Source organism: Kitasatospora sp. NPDC088861 (assembly GCF_044750105.1).
GTDB lineage: Bacteria > Actinomycetota > Actinomycetes > Streptomycetales > Streptomycetaceae > Kitasatospora.
The window spans coordinates 21,745-42,596 of sequence record NZ_JBIVJF010000012.1 but is presented as its reverse complement, the minus strand read 5'-3'; the positions used below and the strand labels follow the sequence as shown (position 1 = coordinate 42,596).

Here is a 20,852-nt window from a genome sequence, read left to right as displayed (position 1 = left end):
CGCCGCGACGGAGGACTGCGCATGGCCCTGGACGCCGACGTCATCGTCATCGGAGCAGGACTCGCCGGACTCGCCGCCACCGCCGAACTCGCCGACGCCGGACGGAAGGTGATCCTGCTCGACCAGGAGCCCGCGGCCTCGCTCGGCGGCCAGGCGCACTGGTCCTTCGGCGGCCTCTTCCTGGTCGACTCGCCCGAGCAGCGCCGGATGCGGATCCGCGACTCGCACGCCCTGGCCCGCCAGGACTGGTTCGGCACCGCCGGCTTCGACCGGCCCGAGGACGCCTGGCCGCGCCGCTGGGCCGAGGCCTACGTCGACTTCGCGGCCGGCGAGAAGCGCTCCTGGCTGCACGGCCTGGGCGTCCGGTTCTTCCCCGTCGTCGGCTGGGCCGAGCGCGGCGGCCTCCTCGCCGACGGCCCGGGCAACTCGGTGCCCCGCTTCCACATCACCTGGGGCACCGGGCCCGGACTGCTGGAGCCCTTCGTCCGCCGGGTCCGCGCCGCCGCCGCCCGCGGGCTGGTCGACCTGCGCTTCCGGCACCGGGTCACCGGCCTGGCCGCCACCGCGGGCGTCACCGACACCGTCACCGGCGAGGTGCTGGTGCCCAGTCCGGCGGCCCGCGGCGAGGCCAGCTCGCGCGAGGCCGCCGGACGGTTCGAACTGCGCGCCCAGGCCGTGATCGTGACCTCCGGCGGCATCGGCGGCAACCACGACCTCGTCCGCAAGGCCTGGCCCGCCCGGCTCGGCACCCCGCCCGCCAAGCTGCTCTCCGGCGTCCCCGCCCACGTCGACGGGCTGATGCTCGGCATCGCCGGCGACGCCGGCGCCAGCCTCATCAACGGCGACCGGATGTGGCACTACACCGAGGGCATCGAGAACTGGGACCCGATCTGGGCCCGGCACGGCATCCGCATCCTGCCCGGCCCGTCCTCGCTCTGGCTGGACGCGCGCGGCAACCGGCTGCCCGTCCCGCTCTTCCCCGGCTTCGACACCCTCGGCACGCTCGACCACATCATGTCCACCGGCTACGGGCACACCTGGTTCGTGCTCAACCAGCGCATCATCGAGAAGGAGTTCACCCTCTCCGGCTCCGAGCAGAACCCGGACCTGACCGGGAAGTCCGTGCGCGGCGTCCTCGGCCGCGCCCTGCCCGGCGCCCCCGGTCCGGTCCGGAGCCACCTGCGGCACGGGCCCGACTTCGTCGTCGCGAGCAACCTCGCCGACCTCGCCCGCGGCATGAACGCCAGGACCCGCGAATCGCTGATCGACCCCGCCGAACTGCGCCGCACCGTCGAGGCCCGCGACCGGCAGTTCGCCAACCCCTTCGCCAAGGACCTCCAGGTCACCGCCGTCCACGGCGCCCGCCGCTACCTCGGCGACAAGCTGATCCGGGTGGCCCCGCCGCACCGCATCCTCGACCCCGGCGCCGCCCCGCTGATCGCCGTCCGGCTCAACATCCTCACCCGCAAGTCCCTCGGCGGGCTGGAGACCGACCTCTCCGCGCGCGTCCTGCGCCCCGACGGCGAACCCCTCCCGGGCGTCTACGCCGCCGGCGAGGCCGCCGGCTTCGGCGGCGGCGGCGTCCACGGCTACCGCTCCCTGGAGGGCACCTTCCTCGGCGGCTGCCTCTTCTCCGGCCGCACCGCCGGCCGCGCGGCGGCGGAGGCGACGGCGTAGGGGACCGGGGCGGGTGCGGCCTCAGCGCTCGTCGGTGAGGCCCAGCCGCAGGTGCTCGACGTGGTACACGGCCTGGTCGAGGAGGGCGGCGACGTGGTCGTCGTGCAGGGAGTAGACCACCGAGCGGCCCCGGCGCTCGCCGACGACCAGGCCGAGGTTGCGCAGCAGCCGCAGCTGGTGGGAGCAGGCGGACTGCTCCATGCCCACGGCGTCGGCGAGTTCGGTCGCCGCGCGCGGGCCCTCGCGCAGTTCGGCGAGGATCAGCAGCCGGGACGGGGTGGCCAGCGCCTGGAGGGTGGTCGCGACCTTGGCCGCGTTGGAGGCGTCCAGGCGCATCCGCGGTACGGCTTTCTCGGTGGTCGCGTGTCCCATGGGGGCATCCTACGGACCGCCGCCGAACCCCGGCACCCGGTACCCGGCAGTGGTTCTCGGCATGACGGGTAGGCTGCGCGTGCAGCGTGCCCCGTGACCAGGAGGAGTTCCAGAGCCGATGAGCCGCCGAGACCGGGACCGCAAGCAGGCGGTCGCCTCCCCGGTGACCGTCACCGTCTGCCGGGGCTGCTGCTGCGGCACCGAGGCCAAGCACCCGGGGGTGGACCACGCCGGGCAGTACGAGCGGCTGCGGGCCGCGGTGGGTACGGCGGGCCGGGTCCGCGCGGTCAAGTGCCTGGACGTGTGCACCCAGTCCAACGTGGTGGTGGTCGGCCCCTCCGGGGAGGGGCGGGCGGCGGGCGGGCGTCCGGTCTGGCTGGGCTTCGTGCTGGCGGACGACATGATCGACGAGATAGCCGCCTGGGTGCACGCGGGCGGCCCCGGGCTGGCCGACCCGCCCGGACTGCTCGACCTCCAGCTGATCTCGGTGTCCCGCCGGGTCCGCGAGGGCCTGGCGGAGTAGCGGACGGTGGAGCCGATCCGTCCTCATCACGGTTGGGACGCAGCGGGGTTGGCCGATCCGGCGGCCGAGCAGGATCCGCTGGACGCCGCCCTCGGCGGTCCCACTAGCATGACCGGTGGCTGCCAGCGGTTCCGCCCAGGGAGGACGACGATGACGACGGTCTGCCGCATCTGCGCGGGCACCGGCCGGACCGCCGGTCTCAGTTGCCGGACCTGTCAGGGCACCGGGACCACCGAGGTGGGCGGTGGGGGCGGAAACTGCTTCCTCTGCGACGGCACCGGGGTGTACGTCCGCTACCGGGTGGACGCGACCGGCGCCAAGCACGCCTACCGGGACGAGATCTGCCGCACCTGCGACGGCACCGGCAACCGGTCCCCCTCCACCTGGGACGAGCCCTCCGGCTGAGCGCCCCGTCCGCGGCGGCGCCGACGGTGGCTCAGGCCGTGCCGCCGGCGGGGGCCATGATCCGGGGTCGGCCCGGTGCGGGCGCGTTTCTTTACCTGATCATGGTCGAACATTGGTGTTCGAATGGGCGGCGCGCTGCGGCCCGTTCACCCCGCGTCCGTGTGCGGTCAACGCGCCGCTGGAAGAGTCCCGCGCATGGATATCCCTCACATGGGCGTACCGGCCAAGCTCGCCGACCGCATGAGCACGGCCGAGCAGCACGAGTACCTGCGGGCCCGCTTCTCCCGCCGCCGGATGCTGCGCGCCGGCGCCGTGACCGTCGGTGCCGTCGCCGTCGGCGGCGCGCTGGGCAGTGGAACGGCCTTCGCCGCGCCGGCGAGCCCGCAGCTGCTGACCGGTGCCACGACGGCCGGCGTCGACGGTTCGCTGGTCGCGCCGATCGGGCGCCACCTCCAGTTCGGCCCCGAGCCCGACACCCAGTTCCGCATCTCCTGGCAGGTCCCGGCGCCGGTCAAGAAGCCGTTCCTGCGCTTCGGCAAGACCCCGTGGGAGCTCAGCCACAAGCTCCAGGCCGAGGTCCGCACCCTGCACACCCCGGCGCTGAGCCCGAACAGCCAGCCGGTGGACCAGTACTACCTGCACGTGGCGCTGGAGGACCTGCACCCCGACACCACCTACTACTACGGTGTCGGCCACGAGGGCTTCGACCCGGCCTCGCAGCAGCAGATCTCCACCCTGCACACCTTCCGCACCGCGCCCTCCCGCGACCACCGCTGGGGCAAGGTCTACGAGCCGTTCACCTTCACCGCCTTCGGCGACCAGGGCGTCAGCTCGCACGCGGCCGGCAACGACCACGTCATCCTGGCCCAGAAGCCGTCCTTCCACCTGCACGCCGGCGACATCTGCTACGCCGACCCGGCGGGCTCCGGCACGGACCCCGACAAGTCCGTGTACAACGCCAGGACCTGGGACGACTTCCTGGTCCAGACCGAGACGGTCGCGGCGACCGTGCCGTGGATGGTCGCCTACGGCAACCACGACATCGAGGCCTGGTACTCGCCCAACGGGTACGGCGGCGAGAACACCCGCTTCTTCCTCCCGGACAACGGCCCGGACCCGCGCAAGGTCCCCGGCGTCTACACCTTCCGCTACAAGAACGTCGGCGTCATCTCGCTCGACGCCAACGACGTCTCCTACGAGATCCCGGCCAACCTGGGGATCTCGGCGAACAAGCAGACCAAGTGGCTGGAGCGCACCCTCAAGGACCTGCGCAACGACGAGACGATCGACTTCGTCGTGGTCTTCTTCCACCACTGCGCCTTCTCCACCACCGTCGCGCACGCCTCCGAGGGCGGCGTCCGCGAGGCCTGGGTGCCGCTGTTCGAGAAGTTCCGGGTGGACCTGGTCATCAACGGCCACAACCACATCTACGAGCGCACCGACGCGATCCTCGGCAACAAGGTCTCGAAGCAGGTGCCGAGCGGCGCCACCATCGAGCCGGCGAAGGACGGCGTCGTCTACGTGACCGCGGGCGCGGCCGGCCGCAGCCTGTACAAGTTCGACGTGCCGGACACCTACGAGGGGCACGAGAACCACCAGGACGAGGTGAAGACCTACTACTGGGGGAAGGGCAAGGTGAAGGTCCCCGAGACCATCCAGTGGTCGCGGGTGCGCTACACCGGCTACTCCTTCATCAAGGTCGACGTCACCCCGGCCCACCTGGGCCAGAAGTCGTCCATGAAGGTGACCGCGCTGGCCGAGGACGGCACGCAGATCGACAACTACACGATCCTGCGCAAGGTCGGCGAGGGCTGGGACTCGGACCACGACGACGACGGTCAGGGCGGCGGCTGGGGCTGGTAGTCCCCGAACCGGCTTGCCGGGCCCCGGCGTCGAGGAGTCCGCACCTCGACGCCGGGGCCCCGTGCGTGGAGAACCCCGTGCGTGGAGGGCCCAGTGCGCTCAGCGCCGGGGCCCGTACATGATCACCGCGACCCCGGCCAGGCAGACCAGCGCGCCCACCACGTCGTAGCGGGTCGGCCGGAAGCCGTCCACGACCACGCCCCAGAGCAGCGACCCGGCGACGAACACCCCGCCGTACGCGGCCAGCACCCGGCCGAAGTGGCTGTCCGGCTGGAGCGCCGCGACGAAGCCGTACCCGCCGAGCACCACCACCCCCAGCCCGGCCAGCCACCACGGCCGCTGCTCGCGCACGCTCTGCCAGATCAGCCAGCAGCCGCCGATCTCGGCGAGGGCGGCGACGACGAACAGGGCGACGGAACGCAGGACGGTCATGACCGGCAAGCCTAGGCGTCAGGACTGGCGGTACGTCGCGAGGAAGCGCCCGATGCGGTTGATGGCCGTCTCCAGGTCGTCGGCGCGGGGCAGGGTGACGAAGCGGAAGTGGTCCGGGCGGGGCCAGTTGAAGCCGGTGCCCTGGACGACGTGGATCTTCTCGCGGAGCAGCAGGTCCAGCACGAACTGCTCGTCGTCGACGATCCGGTGCACCGCCGGGTCGAGCCGGGCGAAGGCGTACAGGGCGCCCTTGGGCTTGACGCAGCTGACGCCGGGGATCTCGTTGAGGGCCCTGAAGGCGACGTCGCGCTGTTCGGTGAGCCGGCCGCCGGGCAGCACCAGGTCGTTGATGGACTGGTGGCCGCCGAGCGCGGCCTGGACGGCGAACTGGGCGGGCACGTTGGGGCACAGCCGCATGCCGGAGAGCATGGTCAGGCCCTCCAGGTAGTCGGCGGCGTGCTGCTTGGGCCCGGAGACGACCAGCCAGCCGCTGCGGAAGCCGGCCACCCGGTAGGCCTTGGAGAGGCCGTTGAAGGTGAGGGTGAGGACGTCGTCGGCGAGGGCGGCGAGGCAGTGGTGCTCGGTGTCGTCGTAGAGGATCTTGTCGTAGATCTCGTCGGCCAGGACCATCAGCTGGTGGCGGCGGGCCAGGTCGAGGATGCCCTCCAGCAGTTCCTTCGGGTAGACCGCGCCTGTGGGGTTGTTGGGGTTGATGACGACGATGGCCTTGGTGCGGGCGGTGATCTTGGCGGCGATGTCGTCGAGGTCCGGGTACCAGTCGGCCTGCTCGTCGCACAGGTAGTGCACGGCCTTGCCGCCAGCCAGCCGGACCACGGCCGTCCACAGCGGGTAGTCCGGCATCGGGACGAGCACCTCGTCGCCGTCGTCGACGAGCGCGGTGACGGCCATCTGGATCAGCTCGGAGGCGCCGTTGCCGAGGTAGACGTCGTTGACGCCGACTCCGGTCACGCCGCGCTGCTGGTAGTACTGCACCACCGCGCGGCGGGCGGGCAGGATGCCGCGCGAGTCGCTGTAGCCGTGCGCCTTGGGCAGGTTGCGGATGATGTCCTGGATGATCTCCTCGGGCGCCTCGAAGCCGAACGGGGCCGGGTTGCCGGTGTTCAGCCGCAGCACGCTGTGCCCGGCCTCCTCCAGGGCGTTGGCCTGGTCGACCACCGGGCCGCGGATCTCGTAGCACACGTTGTTCAGCTTGCTGGACTGCCGAAACTCCACTTGCGGCCTCCCGACCGTCACCACCGCATCGTTGCTGATGCTTTGTTCTACCAAGTTGGCACTTGGAAAGTCCAACCTTTTGGCTATGCTGATCCGCATGTCACGCCGAAGCTACGACCAGTACTGCGCCGTCGCCCGCGCCCTGGACGCGGTGGGGGAGCGCTGGAGCCTCCTGATCGTCCGTGAACTCCTCGGCGGCCCGCGCCGCTACACCGATCTGCACGCCGACCTGCCCGGCGTCTCCACCGACATCCTCGCCGCCCGGCTCAAGCAGCTGGAGGGCGACGGCCTGGCCCTGCGCCGCCGGCTCGAACGGCCCGCCAACGCCACGGTCTACGAGCTCACCGAACGCGGCCGCGAACTGCGCCCGGTGATCGAGGCGCTGGGGGAGTGGGGCCTGCCCGCCCTCGGCGAGCAGCGGCCCACCGACGCCGTCCGCGAGCACTGGTTCACCCCCCGCACGGCGGACGACGGGGCGCCCGTCGCGGGTTAGGTGCCGGTGCCGGGGTCCGATGCCGGTGCCCGGACCGGCCGCGCGTAGCATCGTCGGGCCACGGAGCCATCGGAGGAGAGCGGAGACCGCCCGTGCCCACCACCTACCGCAGTTACGTCGCCGTCGGGGACTCCTTCACCGAGGGCATGTGCGACGACCTGCTGCCCGACGGCCACTACCGGGGCTGGGCCGACCGGGTCGCCGACGCGCTCGCCGCTGAGGCCGGCGCTGACGGCGGCGACGGCGGGTTCCGCTACGCGAACCTCGCCGTCCGCGGCAAGCTCATCGGCCAGATCCACGACGAGCAGCTCCCCGCCGCCACCGCGATGGGCGCCGACCTGGTGACCCTCGTCGGCGGCCTCAACGACGCGCTGCGCCCCGGCTGCGACATCGCCCGGGTCGAGCGGCTGCTCGGCCGCTGCGCCGAGGAACTGCGCGCCACCGGCGCCACCGTGGTGCTGTTCACCAGCACCGACCCGACCCGCAGGATGGCGGGCAGCGCCCGGCTGCTCCCGGCCATCCTGCGGATGAAGGCCTTCGTGCACGAGCTCGGCCAGGACGAGGGCGTCGCCGTCGTCGACCTGTTCGCCGCCCCCTGCTTCGACGACCGCCGGCTCTGGGGCGAGGACCGCCTGCACCTGTCGCCCGAGGGCCACCGCCGGGTCGCCGAAGGGGTGTTGGAGGCGCTCGGCCGCCCCGTCGCCTTCGACTGGCGCGCCCCGCTGCCGCCCGCCGCCCCGCCCGGCCGGGCCGAGCGGCTGCGCGCCGACGCCCGTTGGCTGGGTGGCCACCTGGGGCCGTGGATCGGCCGCCGGCTCACCGGGCGCTCCTCCGGCGACGGCCGGCCGCCGAAGCGGGCCGAGCTGCTGCCCTACTTGGCTCCGGACTCGGCTCCGGGTTCGGTGGCGGACCCGGCGGCGGGCACGGCCGCGGGCTCGTAGACCAGGCTCGCCATCGAGGAGCGGGTGGTCCAGCCGAGCGAGGTGTAGAGCGCCCGGCCGTCCGGGGTGCCGACCAGGACGGCGGTGTCGGCGCCCGCCTCGTGCCCGGCGCTCTGGAGGGTCCGCATCACCAGGGCGCCCAGGCCCCGGCGCCGGTGCTCGGGCGCGGTCAGGATCTGGTCCGGGACGGCCACGGGGCCGGCCAGTCCCGCCTGGCCGCGTGCGGCGAGGTGTCCGGCCTCGGTGCGGACCAGGGTCCGGACGGTCCCGCCCCGGGTCCAGGTGGTCACCGTGTAGCCGGCCGGCACCTCGGGCCGCTCGGCGCTCAGCGGGAGGGTCATCAGGTACCCCGGCTGGTCGAGCCGCCACTGCGGGCCCAGCCAGGGCCGGGCGACGGCGTCCTCGATGAACAGCTTCAGCCAGGTGCCCGGTGCGGTGGTGGCCTCGGCGATCTTGCGGACGTCGGGCTCGGCCGGCTCGGGCAGCACGTGCCGGGCGACGTGGCCGACCACGCCGACGTCGATCGTCCAGCCCCAGGGCTCGTCCACCGCTTCGGCCGCGCCGCGCGAGACGCTCCAGCCGGCGATCCACATCCGGACGAGTTCGTTGATGCTCGGGTCCTGCACTCCTGCCCCCGTATGCCATATGCGATGGGCGCGCACCTCGTAATAGGTGCACTGCCAGTTGACACCTTACCGATGGTGGGGCGGGTGTGGCCAGTGCCCAGTAGGCTTGGCAGTTCGACGCACCGGACGGCCGGTGCCCACGCTGGAAGGACCACGCGACGTGCGCGAGACCGAGCCGCCGCAGCACCCCACGGCGGCTCAGCCGACCGAGCTGCGCTCCGACTGCACCAGCTGCTTCGGCCTCTGCTGCGTCGCCCTGCCCTTCGGCGCCGGCACGGACTTCGCCGTCGACAAGGCCGCCGGCAGCGCGTGCCGCAACCTGCAGACCGACTTCACCTGCGGCATCCACGAACGCCTCCGCGACCGGGGCTTCCAGGGCTGCACCGTCTACGACTGCTTCGGCGCCGGGCAGCGCGTCTCCCAGGTCACCTTCGGCGGCCGCAGCTGGCGCGAGGCACCGGCCGACGCCAAGCCCATGTACGACGTCTTCCCGGTGGTGCGCCAGCTCCACGAACTGCTCTGGTACCTCACCGAGGCGCTCGGCTACGCCCCCGCCCGCCCGGTCCACGCCGACCTGCGGCAGGCCCTGGAGGAGACCGACCGGCTCGCCGGCGGCACCCCCGAGGAGATCCTCGCCGTCGACGTCCCCGCCCACCGGCAGCGGGTCAGCGACCTGCTGCTGCGCGCCAGCGAACTCGTCCGCGCCGCCGTCCCCCGCCGCCGTGAACACCGCGGCGCCGACCTCTTCGGCGCCCGTCTGCGCGGCGCCGACCTGCGCGGGGCCAACCTGCGCGGTGCCCTGCTCGTCGCCGCCGACCTCAGCGGCGCCGATCTGCGCCTCGCCGACCTCGTCGGCGCCGACCTGCGCGACGCCGACCTCTCCGGCGCCGACCTCACCGAGGCCCTCTTCCTCACCCAGGCCCAGCTGAACGCGGCCCGCGGCGACGCCACCACCCGCCTGCCGGGCACCCTCACCCGGCCCACCCACTGGCCCGCCACGGCCCCCGCCCCGGCCGCCGCCACCGGCGCGCGCGGCCCCCGCAAGCCGCGCAACGGCGGCCGTCCGGGCGGCCCGCGCCGCCGCTAGCGGCCGCCCGCTGCAACGGCCGAGCCCGCCGGCAGGTGTCTGCCGGGCGGGCTCGGTGTTCCTGGTGCCTGGTGCTAACAGCTGTGCGCGGCGGAGGGGCGCTTCGCCGCGATGTACGGCTTGCCCATGTGCGCGACGACGTCGGCCGGGCAGGTCTTGATCCAGTTGGAGCCCGCCGTGTGGTTCTTGACCTTGGCGTCGCTGCAGTACTCGACGCGGTCGGCGGTCTTGAAGCACTGGTAGCCGGGGTACCCCGCCGCCGAGGCGGTGTTGGCGCCGGCGAACAGGCCGGCCACGGCCAGCAGGGCGACGGGCAGAACGGAACGCATCCTCATGGTTTTCTCCCGTTGGTTCGTCTGGGCAGTGGCCCGATCCTGGCAGCGCGGCGAAGGCGGGGGCAACGCGACATGACATGTTTAGGTCAACCCGTGTTCGAGTGAACTCCCTTCACCTTCTCGGCCGTTGACGGTCCGTCGGGCAAGGTCAGGCCGTGAGTAGGCGGGAGCGGAGGGCGGCTATCCGGGCGGGGGAGAGGCCGAGGGCGCCGGTGGCGTAGTCCTCGACCGAGCCGTGGCGGGCGGCGAGGTCGGCGAGGGCGAGGCGGATGACCGTCTCGGGGGCGCGTCCGTAGCCGGGCCAGCGCAGGGTGCGGCCGGGGTGGGCGGCGTGCCACTCGGCGATGAGGTGCGGGGTGGCCAGCTCGGTGAGGGCGAAGTCGGCGGCGATGTCGTCCTCGGAGACGCCGAGCAGGGTGAGGACGAGGGCGGCGATGAGCCCGGTGCGGTCCTTGCCGGAGGCACAGTGGAAGGCCACGGGCTCCTCGGCGGCGGCGATCACCTCCAGGGCCTCGTGGATCTCCTCCACCCCGTCCTCGGCGACCTCGGCGAAGCGGTCGGCGAGGTACCGCCAGGGGTCGACGTCCGGGTCGATCTCGGCCTGGTCGTAGGGGCGGTGCTCGATCGAGAGGTTGTGGTAGACCAGCCCTTCGTAGTCGGGCACCCGGCCCTTGGCGGCGATCTCCCAGGGGTAGCGGAGGTCGATCACGGTGCGCACGCCGAGGGCCTGGAGCCGGTCGAGGTCGGCGGGCGAGGTGAGCTTGCCGAGTGAGTCGGAGCGGTAGAGCAGGCCCCGGCGGACGGACCGGCCGTCGGCGGCGGGGTGGCCGCCCAGGTCGCGGAAGTTGTGCAGCCGTTCGAAGGTGAGCTGACGCATTGTCATGCGCGGCACTCTAACCAGCGGTGCCCGTGGGGCCGGCGGGCCCCCGATGCCCGGTGGGGCCTCCGTGTTAGGCGGGGCCCCGGCGCCCGGTGGGCCCCGGGTGCCCGGCGGCGCCTTCGTAGCCGGCGGTGAGGAGTTCGAAGGCGCGGTCGGCGTTGGTGGCGGCCTCGAAGTGGAGTTCGTCGGCGGTCTGGCCGTCGTCCCGGATCCGGTGCCAGTTGTGTTCGGCGAGGACCCGCTGGGCGGCGGTGACCTGGGCGGCGAGGAGGGGGGCGGTGAGGCGCCGGGGCGGGGTGAGGTCAGGGGCCTCGTGCAGCGCCCGGGCGAGGGACTGTTCGGCGCGGGCGAGGTATTCGGCGCCCCGGGCCTTCAGGCTCGGCGTGGAGTACACCAGATCGCTGAACGCCAGGACCCGGGGGTCGTCGTTGAGCCCGGTGATGGGGTCGCGCCGGGCGAGCCCGTCCAGGAAGTCCCGGTGCAGGGCGGCCAGCACCGGTTCGCCGGCCGCCCGGCCGCGGACCACGCCGGCGGCCTGGTCCTGGTGGTCGGCGAAGCGGTGGACGACCAGGTCCTCCTTGGTGGAGAAGTAGCTGAACAGCGTCGGCTTCGACACCTCGGCGGCGGCCGCGACGTCCGCCACCGAGACCGGGTCGAAGCCGTGCTCCAGGAAGAGCGCGATCGCGGCCTCGGAGATCGCCCGCCGCGTCCGCTCCTTCTTCCGTTCCCGCAGTCCGCTCATGGCGTCAGGCTAGCAGCAGGCCTTGACCCGGACAGGTTCCTGACCCGGTATGACATTTACTCGCGGTTGCGTGTCGTCTGCCGGGCGCCGCCCGCTGCTCAGGAGCTCAGCGAGTCCAGGATGCGGCGGATCGACTCCACCACCGGGGCGCCGGCGGCGGCGAGGGCGGCGACGCCGGAGATGTTGCGCAGGGCGCGGCGCAGGGTGGCGGGCGGAGTGGCCTGCCCGTTGCCGAGGTCCGCCAGCGACTCGTCCAGCACCTCGCGGTCCTCGGCCGGCACCTGATCGCGCAACTGGCGTACGGCGGCGATGAGTTCGCGCATCGCAGCCTGCGGGTCGGCCGGGCCCTGGTGCTTGATGATGCCGATGTTGTGGTCGCCGTGCTGGGTGACCGAGTCCCCGAAGTGGATGCCGCCGCTCACAGGCTGACCTTCTTTCCGGTGTTGTGGTCGCCGTACTGGTTGATCTGGTCGCCGATGTGGACGTTCTCCACCTGGAGCGCGAACTCGGCCAGCGGGTTGTCGATCGCTTCCATGATCAGCTGGATCAGGTTGCCGACCTGCTGGGCGTCGTGGCTGACCACCGCCGTGTTCGAGGAGCTGGAGGTCTCGATGATCAGCTGGTAGACCGTGCGCATCTGCAGCCGCTTGACCAGCCGGTAGAGGCTGGCCGCGAAGAGCGCGAGCGCCACCACGCCGATCACGTTCTTGGTCGTCTCCTGGTTCGCGCCGCTCCCGAGCAGCGAACCGAGGAGGGCGGTGGCCACCAGCAGGCCGATCACCTGCCGGGCGAACCGGATGATCACCCGCGCGCGCTTGGGCGGCAGCAGCTGGAACTGCCGGGCCCGGGCGATGTTGTGGAGCGGATAGGCATCGCCGCCCACCCACAGCACCCGCCGGCTCACTCTGACGTCGATCACACTGCTTCTGCGTGCCAAGTCGTCCCCCTACCCGTAGTGGCGGGGAGAACCATAGCAACGGTCGCCGCTGGTGGCAGCCCCCGTCAGCGCAGGCGGCCGGTGCGGACGGCGTCGATGAAGGACTGCCAGGCGACGGGGCTGAAGTCGAGGACGGGGCCCTCGGGGTCCTTCGAGTCACGGACGAGCCGCCCGGGGTGGGTGGTCGCCACCTCGACGCAGTTGCCGCCGTTGTTGTCGCTGTAGCTGGACTTGCGCCAGGGGACGGTCGCTTTGCTGGGCATCATGTTGAGAAGTCCTTCTCTCACGCTGCGGATCAGATCTGCGCTGTCGCGGGGAGACGGCGCCTCCGCTTGCAGCAGATCATAGGTCCGCTGCCTGCGCTGGACTTCCTTCGGGTCATCGATGAAGTGACCCTGATCCAGGCTTTCGGAGTAGAGCCGAGTCCTGCCCTCGGGTGAGGTCACCAGGGAGACGAAAGTGCCGAACGGGAACCGCTCGCCAAGGCTGAAGGGCGCGATCTGGTGGACGATGTTCGGGCGCTGGCTCATCTCCAGCAGGTGTCCGAGCTGCTCGTACATCACCTCAGGGCCGCCGACCATCGTGCGGATAGCGGCTTCACAGTGGACGACCATGAGGAGCGGGGCGTCCTCCTCGAAGAGGCGACGCTGGCGTGCGAGTCGTGACGCGACCAGTTCCTCGATCAGCTCGGAGTTGCCTGCTGCGGTGCCTCCGCTGAACAGCGCGCGGGCGTACCCCTCTGTTTGCAGCAGACCTGAGATGCGGAGGACCTGGAACTCGCCGATCGTCGAGGCCTTGTTCTCGTAGCCCGCGTAGCGTCGGAACCAGTCGGGGTGTTCCACCCGTGCGTACCAGTCGATCTCCTTCCAGAGATCGATCAACTGGCCGCCCGCCTCCAGCAGTCGGTCCGCCGTGAGGACGAAGTCCTCCTGCGGGTTGCGGGTGCCGGCCTCGATGCGGGAGATGTGCGGGCGGCTGCACGGGATGAGGACCGCCAGCTGGCCCTGTGGCATCCCCTTCGACTCTCTCAGCTGCTTCAGCACCGCGCCGAACACGGCGCCCGCACTCGATCGCAGGTTTGGGTTCGTGGACTTCTTGCGGGTCACGGCGCAGGCCCCCCTGTGTCAGGACGTTCCTTGGAACCGGCTGATCACTCGTCACCGGCACGGTGATCGCCGATGCTTAATCATGGAACTGATCGCGCAATCGCACTAGTGAGTGCACGAAGCGGCCTGCCCGCGCGCGAAATCCTCAATGCATCCAAAGGTGGCACCGCTATGCCCGAAGCCCTTGACAGAGCCCTCGCCGATCAGCTGTGCACGCTCCCGCGACACCCTTCCTCGCCGACCGCCGCCCGGGTGGTGCTCCGGGGGTTCCTCTCCGAGCTCAAGGACGGTGAACACTATGCGGGCGACGGCGAGTTGATCGTCACCGAGCTGGTCGCCAGTGCGGTCCGGACTCCCCCTGCACACCACCTCATCGACGTGCTCTTCGAGTACTCCGCCCCCGCCGGCCTCTGGATCGAGGTCACCGCCATCGGGCAGTCCGGCCGCGCGGGGCCGGACTGCCCGGGTCTTCGGCTGGTGCGGCGGCTCTGTGCCGCCTGGGGGTGCGACCCCGCCGAGGGCCGCTCGTGGGCCCGGTTGGCCCCGCCCGTCACTCAGTAGCCGAGGGTGAAGCGGCGCTGGACGAACCGGGGGAGCTCGACCTCGTCGACGAGGTCGACGCCGCGCCCGACGCCGCCCAGCGGGTCTGCGTCGGTATCGCCGGCCTCGCGGCGGACTGATCAGGTGCTGCGGTCGGCGAGCACCTCGCGGACGACGTGACGGGCGTTGGCGGTGAGGCCCGGATTGGTGTGACGGTAGTAGGGGATCGTCACCAGCGCGATGGAGAAGGCCCAGGCACGGCCGCGGGCCCACGTGGCGTCATCGGCGTGGAGTGCGGCGCGGAAGGCGGGGCGGGCCGAGGCGGGCAGCAGGTTCCAGGCGACGATCAGGTCGGCGGTGGGGTCGCCGACGCCCATCAGGCCGAAGTCGAGGACGGCGCCGAGCCGGCCGGACCGGTCGAGCAGGAGGTTCCCGGGGGTGAGGTCGCCGTGCATCCAGGAGGGCGGGCCGGCGTACTCGGAGAGGCGAAGCGCCTTGTCCCACAGGGCGGTTGCGGCGTGGGTGTCGACCGCTCCGGCGAGTTGGGCGATGGCCGCGCGGGTGGCGCCGTCGCGGGAGGCGAGCGGGACGCTGCGGTGGCCCGCCGGGCCGCCGGCCGGGTTGACGGCGCGCAGGGCGTTGACGAAGGCGGCGAGGTCACGGGCGAGCGCGCCGGGAGCGGCGAGGGCGCCGACGACCGGGTTGGCGCCCTCGAACCAGCGGAGCACCGACCACTCCCAGGGGTAGCCGGCGGCGGGCCGGCCGACCGCGACCGGGGCGGGTATCGGCCGCGGCAGTCGGGGGGCCAGCGCGGGCAGCCACTGCTTCTCGCGGCGGACGTCCCCGGCCGCCCATTCCACCCGGGGGAGCCGGACGGCGAGTTCGGACCCGAGGCGGAACATCGCGTTGTCCGTCCCGGTGGAGGGGACCGGCGTGACCGGCAGCCCGACCCAGTCCGGGAACTGGGCGGAGATCAACCGCCGTACCAGGGCCGCGTCGATGACCAGTCCGTCGGGGTGCATCCGGGTGGCAGCGCACATGCCCGGCAGCGTACAGCGCGGATCGGTGCCCTTCAGCGGATTCCCGGAATGCGTACGGCCGGCCTCAGCTCAGCGTGACCCGCACGCCGATCGTCCCGCCCCTGCCGAAGCGCAGTACGTTCGCGGTCAGCGCGATCGCGCACAGCAGCCCGTACTTGCGGCGCAGCAGCTTCCGGTAGGCGGGCGCGCGGCCGGGGTCGAGGACGGCGGTGGCCGGGACCTGCTCGCCGAGCAGGGTGCCGCGGATGTCGCTCGGCCCGACCAGCACGTCGGAGCGGTTGCGCAGCCGCTTGACCTTGCCGGTGCGGGTGACGGTGGTGAAGACCAGCGCGTCGCCGTCGCGCGCCACCCAGACCGGGGTGGGCACGGGGGTGCCGTTCTTGCGGTGGGTGGTGAACAGCAGGTACTTGGCGGCGGCGAGTTCGCTCAGCCGGGCGGCGGCGTCCGGCGCGCGGGAGGCGTCCAGTGCGGGGGAGGTGTCCATGCGCGTCAGCGTAGGAAGGCGCAACGGGGCACTGCTTGAGTCTGGTTGGGGCCGCGGGCGGAGGGCGCCACGCCCGGGCGCCCCGGGCGCGGCCGGGAGCTGTCCCCGGTACCTGCCAGAATGCAGGGCGTACGGCGAAAGCACTGAAGGAGAAGGTGACCGGCTTCGTGACCACGCCAGTCGAACAGGTGGCCCGGCAGGCCCAGCAGGCGATCGAGCGCAAGATCGCCGAGGAACTGGGCGTTCGCGACGGGCAGGTGAAGTCCGCCGTCGAGCTGCTCGACGGCGGCGCGACCGTGCCCTTCGTGGCCCGCTACCGCAAGGAGGTCACCGGCTCCCTGGACGACGCCCAGCTGCGCACCCTGGAGGAGCGGCTGCGCTACCTGCGCGAGCTGGAGGAGCGCCGGGCGGCCGTCCTGGAGTCGATCGAGGCCCAGGGCAAGCTGGACGACGCGCTGCGCGCGCAGGTGCTGGCCGCCGATTCCAAGGCCCGGCTGGAGGACATCTACCTGCCGTTCAAGCCGAAGCGGCGCACCAAGGCGCAGATCGCCCGCGAGGCGGGCCTGGAGCCGCTCGCCGAGACGCTGCTCGCCGATCCCTCGCAGGATCCGGCGGCGCTGGCCGCCCGGTTCCTGAACGAGTCCGTCGCCGAGCCGGCCGCCGCGCTGGAGGGCGCCCGGGCGATCCTGGTGGAGCGCTTCGGCGAGGACGCCGACCTGGTCGGTTCGCTGCGCGAGCGGATGTGGACCCGGGGCCGGCTGGTGGCCACCGTGCGTGGCGGCAAGGAGCAGGACGGCGCCAAGTTCGCCGACTACTTCGACTTCGCCGAGCCGTACACCAAGCTCCCCTCGCACCGCATCCTGGCGATGCTGCGCGGTGAGAAGGAGGAGGTGCTGGACCTCGACCTCTCGCCGTACGACGGTGAGGAGGGCGATCTGCCCGGCGAGAACGACTACGAGCGGCGGATCGCCGCCCGCTTCGGCATCGCCGACCACGGCCGCCCGGCCGACAAGTGGCTGGGCGACACCGTCCGTTGGGCCTGGCGCACCCGCGTCCTGGTCCGGCTCGGCATCGACCTGCGGTCGCGGCTGCGGGCCGAGGCGGAGGAGGAGGCGGTGCGCGTCTTCGCCGCCAACCTGCGCGATCTGCTGCTGGCCGCGCCGGCCGGCACCCGCGCCACCATGGGCCTGGACCCGGGCTTCCGGACGGGGGTGAAGGTCGCGGTGGTGGACGCCACCGGCAAGGTCCTCGCGTACGACACGATCTACCCGCACCAGCCCGCCAACAAGTGGGACGCCGCGCTCGCCACCCTGGCCGCGCTGGCGAAGAAGCACGACGTCGACCTGGTGGCGATCGGCAACGGCACCGCCTCCCGGGAGACGGACAAGCTCGCCGAGGACCTGCTCAAGCGCCACCCCGAGCTGAAGCTCACCAAGGCGATGGTCAGCGAGGCGGGCGCCTCGGTCTACTCGGCCTCCGCCTTCGCCTCGCAGGAGCTGCCGGAGCTGGACGTGTCGATCCGCGGCGCGGTCTCGATCGCCCGCCGCCTCCAGGACCCGCTGGCCGAACTGGTCAAGATCGACCCGAAGTCGATCGGGGTCGGCCAGTACCAGCACGACCTGAGCGAGGTGAAGCTCTCCCGCTCGCTGGACGCGGTGGTCGAGGACTGCGTCAACGCCGTGGGCGTGGACGTCAACACCGCCTCGGCGCCGCTGCTGACCCGGGTCTCCGGCATCACCGGCACGCTCGCCGACAACATCGTGGCCCACCGCGACGCCAACGGCCCGTTCCGCACCCGCCGGCAGCTCAAGGACGTCTCCCGGCTGGGCCCGAAGGCCTTCGAGCAGTGCGCGGGCTTCCTGCGCATCCCCGACGGCGACGACCCGCTGGACGCCTCCAGCGTGCACCCCGAGGCGTACCCGGTGGTGCGCCGGATCCTGGCGTCCACCGGCGGGGAGCTGAGCGGGCTGATCGGCAACGGCGAACGGCTGCGGGCCCTGCGACCGGGCGACTTCGCCGACGAGGTCTTCGGCATCCCGACCGTCACCGACATCCTCGGCGAGCTGGACAAGCCCGGCCGCGACCCGCGCCCGGCGTTCCGCACCGCGACCTTCAAGGAGGGCGTCGACAAGATCGGCGACCTGGAGGTCGGGATGGTGCTGGAGGGCGTGGTCACCAATGTGGCCGCGTTCGGCGCCTTCGTCGACGTGGGCGTCCACCAGGACGGGCTGGTGCACGTCTCGGCGCTGTCGAGGACCTTCGTCAAGGATCCGCGCGAGGTGGTCAAGCCGGGCGACATCGTGAAGGTCCGGGTCGTCTCGGTGGACGTGCCGCGCAAGCGCATCGGGCTGACCCTGCGGCTGGACGACGAGGTCGGTCGCGACCGGGGCGGCGACCGCGGTGACCGGGGCGAGCGCGGCGAGCGTGGTGGCGACCGTGGCCGGGGCGGCGAGCGCGGCGACCGGCAGGCCCGCCCGCCGCGCCAGGAGCGCCGGGGCGGCGGCCAGGACCGGCGCGGCCAGGGCGGCGGCTCCGGCGGTTCGGGCGGTTCGGGCGGCGGCGCGCCGCTGGCGAACAGCGCGATGGCGGACGCGCTGCGCCGGGCGGGCCTGACCGGCGGCGACGCCTCGGGTGACCGCCGCTCCGGGCGGCGCTGAGCGGTTGAGGCGCTGAGCGGCTGAGCGGCTGAGCGGCTGAGCGGTTGAGGTACTGAGGTGCTGAGCGGCTTATCGCCGCGGCCGGGGCCGGGGGACGTCTGCGCGTCCGCCGGCCCCGGCCGCCGTGCGGGTCGGGCTGGGCTGGGCCGGGTCAGGCCAGGAGCTTGTCCTTGGCCTTCTGGTACTCCTCCTCGGAGATGGCGCCCTTCTCCTTCAGGTCCGCCAGTCTCGCCAGGTCGTCGACGTGGCTGCCGCCGCCCCCGGGTGTGCCGGTTCCGGCCGCCTCCCGGATGTAGGCCTTGACGGCGGCCTCGCTCTGCCGGACCTGGGCGGCGTCCCGCTCGCTCATCGACTTCCCGCGGGCGATCACGTAGGCCAGCACACCGATCAGCGGCAGCACGATCACCAGGAGCAGCCAGCCGGCCTTGGCCCAGCCGCCCAGGTCGTGGCTGCGGAAGATGTCCGTGATGATCTTGAACAGCAGGAAGAACCAGAGGATCCAGAGGAACAGCTCCAGCATCGTCCAGAAGATGTTGAGCACCGGGTAGTCCACGGCCAGCATGTTGGTGTCCATGGCCGAGTCATATCATCGCAAAACGGACAATGCTCTCTGCTGTTCGGCCGTTCCAGTGGCTTTCCGGCCCCGCGGGAATATCTCGGAGCGGGGGCTCGGAGGGGCGGGGGATCAGCCCCGCCCGGCCCGCCGCCGCAGCTCCACGGCCAGCCCGATCAGCTCGCCCCACCAGGCGTCGTGCCCGGCCAGCAGCAGCCGCTGCGCCTCGTCCGCCGACACTGCCCGCACCTCGACCACCTGCTCGCCGTCCGCCGGGTTGGTCGGCGTCGAGTCCACCGCGACCTCCGCCCAGCCCCACAGCCACGCCTTCTCCGGGTGCGGCTGCCACGGCCGGTACGGCGTCGGGTCCTCGGTGCGGCAGCGGTGCGCGCCGAGCCAGTCCGGCTCGCCGAGCAGCCGGGCGCCGGCCTCCTCGCGCAGCTCGCGCGCCAGGCAGGTGGCGATGCTCTCGTCCTGCTCCCGGGTGCCGCCGGGCAGGAACCAGTGGTCCCGGTCGTCCCGGCAGAGGACCACCTTGTCGTCCGCGAAGCCCACCAGGTGGATGTTGGTCACCAGCTCGTCCGGCGGCAGCACGGTGGAGAACAGCGCGTCGTACCGGCCCCAGGTCCAGTACTGCGGGGCGTGCAACGCGGGGAAGAGGGTGGCGAGTTCGGCGGATCTGTCGTCGGTGTCCGCCTGGTGCGTGGTGTCAGTCATTCGGTGATCGTAGTGCCGGCCGGGAAACGCCGGGGGGCGCTCGGATGGACGAGTGTGATGTCCGAGGTGGAGATGGCCCGCGGCCGGCGGCGGGCGGCCTCGACCGGCTCGCCGACCCAACTCCCCAGCGAGATCTCGGCGGTGATGCCCGGCCCGAAACCGGCGATCAGGCCGGTGGTGCCGTCGGCCACGCCGCCGTCGGCGAACAGCCGGGCGAGCGCGTCGAAGACGACGGCGCTGGCGATGTTGCCGCGCTCGGTCAGCGTCGCGCGGCTGTACCGGAAGGTGGCCGGCTCCAGGTTGAGGAAGTGGCAGAGGTCGTCGAGGATGCGCGGGCCGCCGGCGTGCACGATGTAGAAGCCCAACCCGGAGACGTCCCAGCCGTGTTCGACGGCCAGGCCGCGCAGCGCCGGGGCGAGCATCTCCATGGTGCCGGGCACCCGCTTGTCCAGCTGGAAGTGGAACCCGGTGTCCTTGACCCCGTAGGAGATCCAGTTCTCGGTGTCCGGGACGAGGTGCGAGCCGTTGCGCTCGACGTGCACGCCGGTGCCGCCGTGTCCGCGCATCACCACGGCGGCGACGGCGTCCCCGAACAGGCCGTTGGAGAGCAGCGAGCCGACGCCGAGGTCGGTCGGCTGGTAGCAGAGCGAGCAGAACTCGCAGGACACGATCAGCACGTTGGCGCCCGGGTAGGCGCGGCAGAAGTCGTGCGCGCGGTTGACGGCGGCGCCGCCGGCCGCGCAGCCGAGCTGGGCGATCGGCATCTGGCGGGTGTCGGAGCGGAAGCCCAGGGCGTTGATCAGCCAGGCGGTCAGCGACGGCATCATGAAGCCGGTGCAGGACACATAGATGATCAGGTCGATGTCCCGGGCGCCCAACTCGGCGTGCCCCAGCGCCCGTTCGACCACCTCGGGGACGCGGAGCTTGGCCTCCCGCTCGTAGACCGCGTTGCGGGCGGTGAAGCCCGGGTGGGTGAGGGTCTGCTCGATCGGCTGGACCAGGTGCCTGGTCCGCACCCCGGTGTTCTCGATCAGCCGCAGGGCGAGGCCGAGTTGCGGGTGGCCGGCGTGCAGGCTGCGGGCCAGGTCGAGGGTCTGGTCGAGGGTGATGACGTTCTCGGGTACGGCGACGGCAGGGCGGCAGAGTGTTGCCATGGTGCGGGTCTCCCCTGGGTGGCCTGGCCGGGCGGGCTGGCGAGCGGCCCGGGCA

Annotated in this window: 23 protein-coding genes and 1 pseudogene; 9 read left to right on the top strand and 15 right to left on the bottom strand. The window is 72.5% G+C overall.

Features of this window, described 5'->3' with window-relative positions:
• Positions 1–21 precede the first annotated feature (21 nt).
• Positions 22–1,677 (top strand): FAD-binding dehydrogenase, encoded by a 1,656-nt coding sequence (locus ACIP37_RS21035; RefSeq protein WP_363619030.1) that lies wholly within the window; start codon positions 22–24, stop codon positions 1,675–1,677.
• Between the two features lie 21 nt (positions 1,678–1,698).
• Here the strand turns inward: ACIP37_RS21035 and ACIP37_RS21030 are convergent, their stop codons facing one another.
• Entirely contained in the window at positions 1,699–2,049 is a 351-nt protein-coding gene (locus ACIP37_RS21030) for a metalloregulator ArsR/SmtB family transcription factor (RefSeq protein WP_063347062.1), read from the bottom strand.
• Positions 2,050–2,167: 118 nt separating this feature from the next.
• Here ACIP37_RS21030 and ACIP37_RS21025 point away from each other — a divergent pair, with 118 nt between their 5' ends.
• The 3 genes from ACIP37_RS21025 (at position 2,168) to ACIP37_RS21015 (ending at position 4,840) form a co-directional block, all read left to right on the top strand.
• A complete protein-coding gene (locus ACIP37_RS21025; protein WP_400810762.1) occupies positions 2,168–2,572 on the top strand; it encodes a (2Fe-2S) ferredoxin domain-containing protein in 405 nt (134 codons plus the stop codon).
• A gap of 150 nt (positions 2,573–2,722) precedes the next feature.
• Entirely contained in the window at positions 2,723–2,977 is a 255-nt protein-coding gene (locus ACIP37_RS21020) for a hypothetical protein (protein ID WP_063347060.1), read from the top strand.
• 195 nt (positions 2,978–3,172) lie between these two features.
• Positions 3,173–4,840, top strand: coding sequence for a metallophosphoesterase family protein (locus tag ACIP37_RS21015; protein ID WP_363371094.1), 1,668 nt, complete (start codon positions 3,173–3,175; stop codon positions 4,838–4,840).
• A gap of 99 nt (positions 4,841–4,939) precedes the next feature.
• Here ACIP37_RS21015 and ACIP37_RS21010 read toward each other — a convergent pair whose 3' ends face one another.
• Together ACIP37_RS21010 and ACIP37_RS21005 are read right to left on the bottom strand one after the other, a co-directional pair.
• Complete coding sequence (locus ACIP37_RS21010; RefSeq protein WP_063347058.1) at positions 4,940–5,272, bottom strand: YnfA family protein; 333 nt, start codon at positions 5,270–5,272, stop codon at positions 4,940–4,942.
• Positions 5,273–5,290: 18 nt separating this feature from the next.
• Positions 5,291–6,505, bottom strand: a complete 1,215-nt coding sequence (locus ACIP37_RS21005; protein WP_350886403.1) for a pyridoxal phosphate-dependent aminotransferase — start codon at positions 6,503–6,505, stop codon at positions 5,291–5,293.
• A 97-nt stretch (positions 6,506–6,602) separates the two neighbouring features.
• On the opposite strand from ACIP37_RS21005, the pseudogene ACIP37_RS21000 reads away from it, so the two are divergent.
• Together ACIP37_RS21000 and ACIP37_RS20995 are read left to right on the top strand one after the other, a co-directional pair.
• A pseudogene (locus ACIP37_RS21000) lies at positions 6,603–6,956 on the top strand (winged helix-turn-helix transcriptional regulator); the annotation flags it as partial.
• Between the two features lie 188 nt (positions 6,957–7,144).
• Positions 7,145–7,939 carry an SGNH/GDSL hydrolase family protein gene (locus tag ACIP37_RS20995; RefSeq protein WP_400810826.1) on the top strand — a complete coding sequence of 265 codons (795 nt, stop codon included), beginning with the start codon at positions 7,145–7,147 and terminating at the stop codon, positions 7,937–7,939.
• Here the strand turns inward: ACIP37_RS20995 and ACIP37_RS20990 are convergent.
• Positions 7,870–8,565 (bottom strand): GNAT family N-acetyltransferase, encoded by a 696-nt coding sequence (locus ACIP37_RS20990; protein WP_363630222.1) that lies wholly within the window; start codon positions 8,563–8,565, stop codon positions 7,870–7,872. The genes ACIP37_RS20995 and ACIP37_RS20990 overlap by 70 nt on opposite strands.
• Before the next feature lie 160 nt (positions 8,566–8,725).
• Here ACIP37_RS20990 and ACIP37_RS20985 point away from each other — a divergent pair, with 160 nt between their 5' ends.
• The gene (locus ACIP37_RS20985; RefSeq protein ID WP_400810758.1) at positions 8,726–9,652 is read left to right on the top strand and encodes a pentapeptide repeat-containing protein; all 927 of its coding nucleotides are present in this window, start codon (positions 8,726–8,728) and stop codon (positions 9,650–9,652) included.
• 74 nt (positions 9,653–9,726) lie between these two features.
• Here ACIP37_RS20985 and ACIP37_RS20980 read toward each other — a convergent pair whose 3' ends face one another.
• The 6 genes from ACIP37_RS20980 to ACIP37_RS20955 form a co-directional block, all read right to left on the bottom strand.
• Positions 9,727–9,987 (bottom strand): hypothetical protein, encoded by a 261-nt coding sequence (locus ACIP37_RS20980; protein ID WP_380375730.1) that lies wholly within the window; start codon positions 9,985–9,987, stop codon positions 9,727–9,729.
• A gap of 148 nt (positions 9,988–10,135) precedes the next feature.
• Positions 10,136–10,870, bottom strand: coding sequence for a tyrosine-protein phosphatase (locus ACIP37_RS20975; RefSeq protein ID WP_400810755.1), 735 nt, complete (start codon positions 10,868–10,870; stop codon positions 10,136–10,138).
• Positions 10,871–10,937: 67 nt separating this feature from the next.
• A complete protein-coding gene (locus ACIP37_RS20970; protein ID WP_400810753.1) occupies positions 10,938–11,609 on the bottom strand; it encodes a TetR/AcrR family transcriptional regulator in 672 nt (223 codons plus the stop codon).
• 98 nt (positions 11,610–11,707) lie between these two features.
• A complete protein-coding gene (locus ACIP37_RS20965) occupies positions 11,708–12,031 on the bottom strand; it encodes a hypothetical protein (RefSeq protein WP_400810752.1) in 324 nt (107 codons plus the stop codon).
• Complete coding sequence (locus tag ACIP37_RS20960) at positions 12,028–12,528, bottom strand: DUF6232 family protein (RefSeq protein WP_400810750.1); 501 nt, start codon at positions 12,526–12,528, stop codon at positions 12,028–12,030. Before ACIP37_RS20960 ends, ACIP37_RS20965 begins: the two co-directional genes overlap by 4 nt.
• An 83-nt stretch (positions 12,529–12,611) precedes the next feature.
• Positions 12,612–13,652: a Scr1 family TA system antitoxin-like transcriptional regulator gene (locus ACIP37_RS20955; RefSeq protein WP_380561454.1), complete on the bottom strand. Its 1,041-nt coding sequence runs from the start codon at positions 13,650–13,652 to the stop codon at positions 12,612–12,614.
• A 171-nt stretch (positions 13,653–13,823) separates the two neighbouring features.
• On the opposite strand from ACIP37_RS20955, the gene ACIP37_RS20950 reads away from it, so the two are divergent.
• A complete protein-coding gene (locus ACIP37_RS20950) occupies positions 13,824–14,213 on the top strand; it encodes an ATP-binding protein (RefSeq protein WP_400810747.1) in 390 nt (129 codons plus the stop codon).
• A gap of 119 nt (positions 14,214–14,332) precedes the next feature.
• Here ACIP37_RS20950 and ACIP37_RS20945 read toward each other — a convergent pair whose 3' ends face one another.
• Together ACIP37_RS20945 and ACIP37_RS20940 are read right to left on the bottom strand one after the other, a co-directional pair.
• Positions 14,333–15,232 (bottom strand): aminoglycoside phosphotransferase family protein, encoded by a 900-nt coding sequence (locus tag ACIP37_RS20945; RefSeq protein ID WP_400810745.1) that lies wholly within the window; start codon positions 15,230–15,232, stop codon positions 14,333–14,335.
• 64 nt (positions 15,233–15,296) lie between these two features.
• Positions 15,297–15,716 (bottom strand): PPOX class F420-dependent oxidoreductase, encoded by a 420-nt coding sequence (locus ACIP37_RS20940; protein WP_363584025.1) that lies wholly within the window; start codon positions 15,714–15,716, stop codon positions 15,297–15,299.
• A 167-nt stretch (positions 15,717–15,883) separates the two neighbouring features.
• Here ACIP37_RS20940 and ACIP37_RS20935 point away from each other — a divergent pair, with 167 nt between their 5' ends.
• Positions 15,884–18,373 carry a Tex family protein gene (locus ACIP37_RS20935; RefSeq protein ID WP_363584023.1) on the top strand — a complete coding sequence of 830 codons (2,490 nt, stop codon included), beginning with the start codon at positions 15,884–15,886 and terminating at the stop codon, positions 18,371–18,373.
• A gap of 151 nt (positions 18,374–18,524) precedes the next feature.
• Here the strand turns inward: ACIP37_RS20935 and ACIP37_RS20930 are convergent, their stop codons facing one another.
• From ACIP37_RS20930 to ACIP37_RS20920, 3 genes are all read right to left on the bottom strand, one after another.
• On the bottom strand, positions 18,525–18,947 hold the full coding sequence (locus ACIP37_RS20930) for an SHOCT domain-containing protein (protein ID WP_079135502.1): 423 nt from the start codon (positions 18,945–18,947) through the stop codon (positions 18,525–18,527).
• 111 nt (positions 18,948–19,058) lie between these two features.
• Positions 19,059–19,643 (bottom strand): NUDIX hydrolase, encoded by a 585-nt coding sequence (locus ACIP37_RS20925; RefSeq protein WP_363584021.1) that lies wholly within the window; start codon positions 19,641–19,643, stop codon positions 19,059–19,061.
• Positions 19,640–20,797, bottom strand: coding sequence for a type III polyketide synthase (locus ACIP37_RS20920; RefSeq protein WP_363584019.1), 1,158 nt, complete (start codon positions 20,795–20,797; stop codon positions 19,640–19,642). Before ACIP37_RS20920 ends, ACIP37_RS20925 begins: the two co-directional genes overlap by 4 nt.
• Positions 20,798–20,852 lie beyond the last annotated feature (55 nt).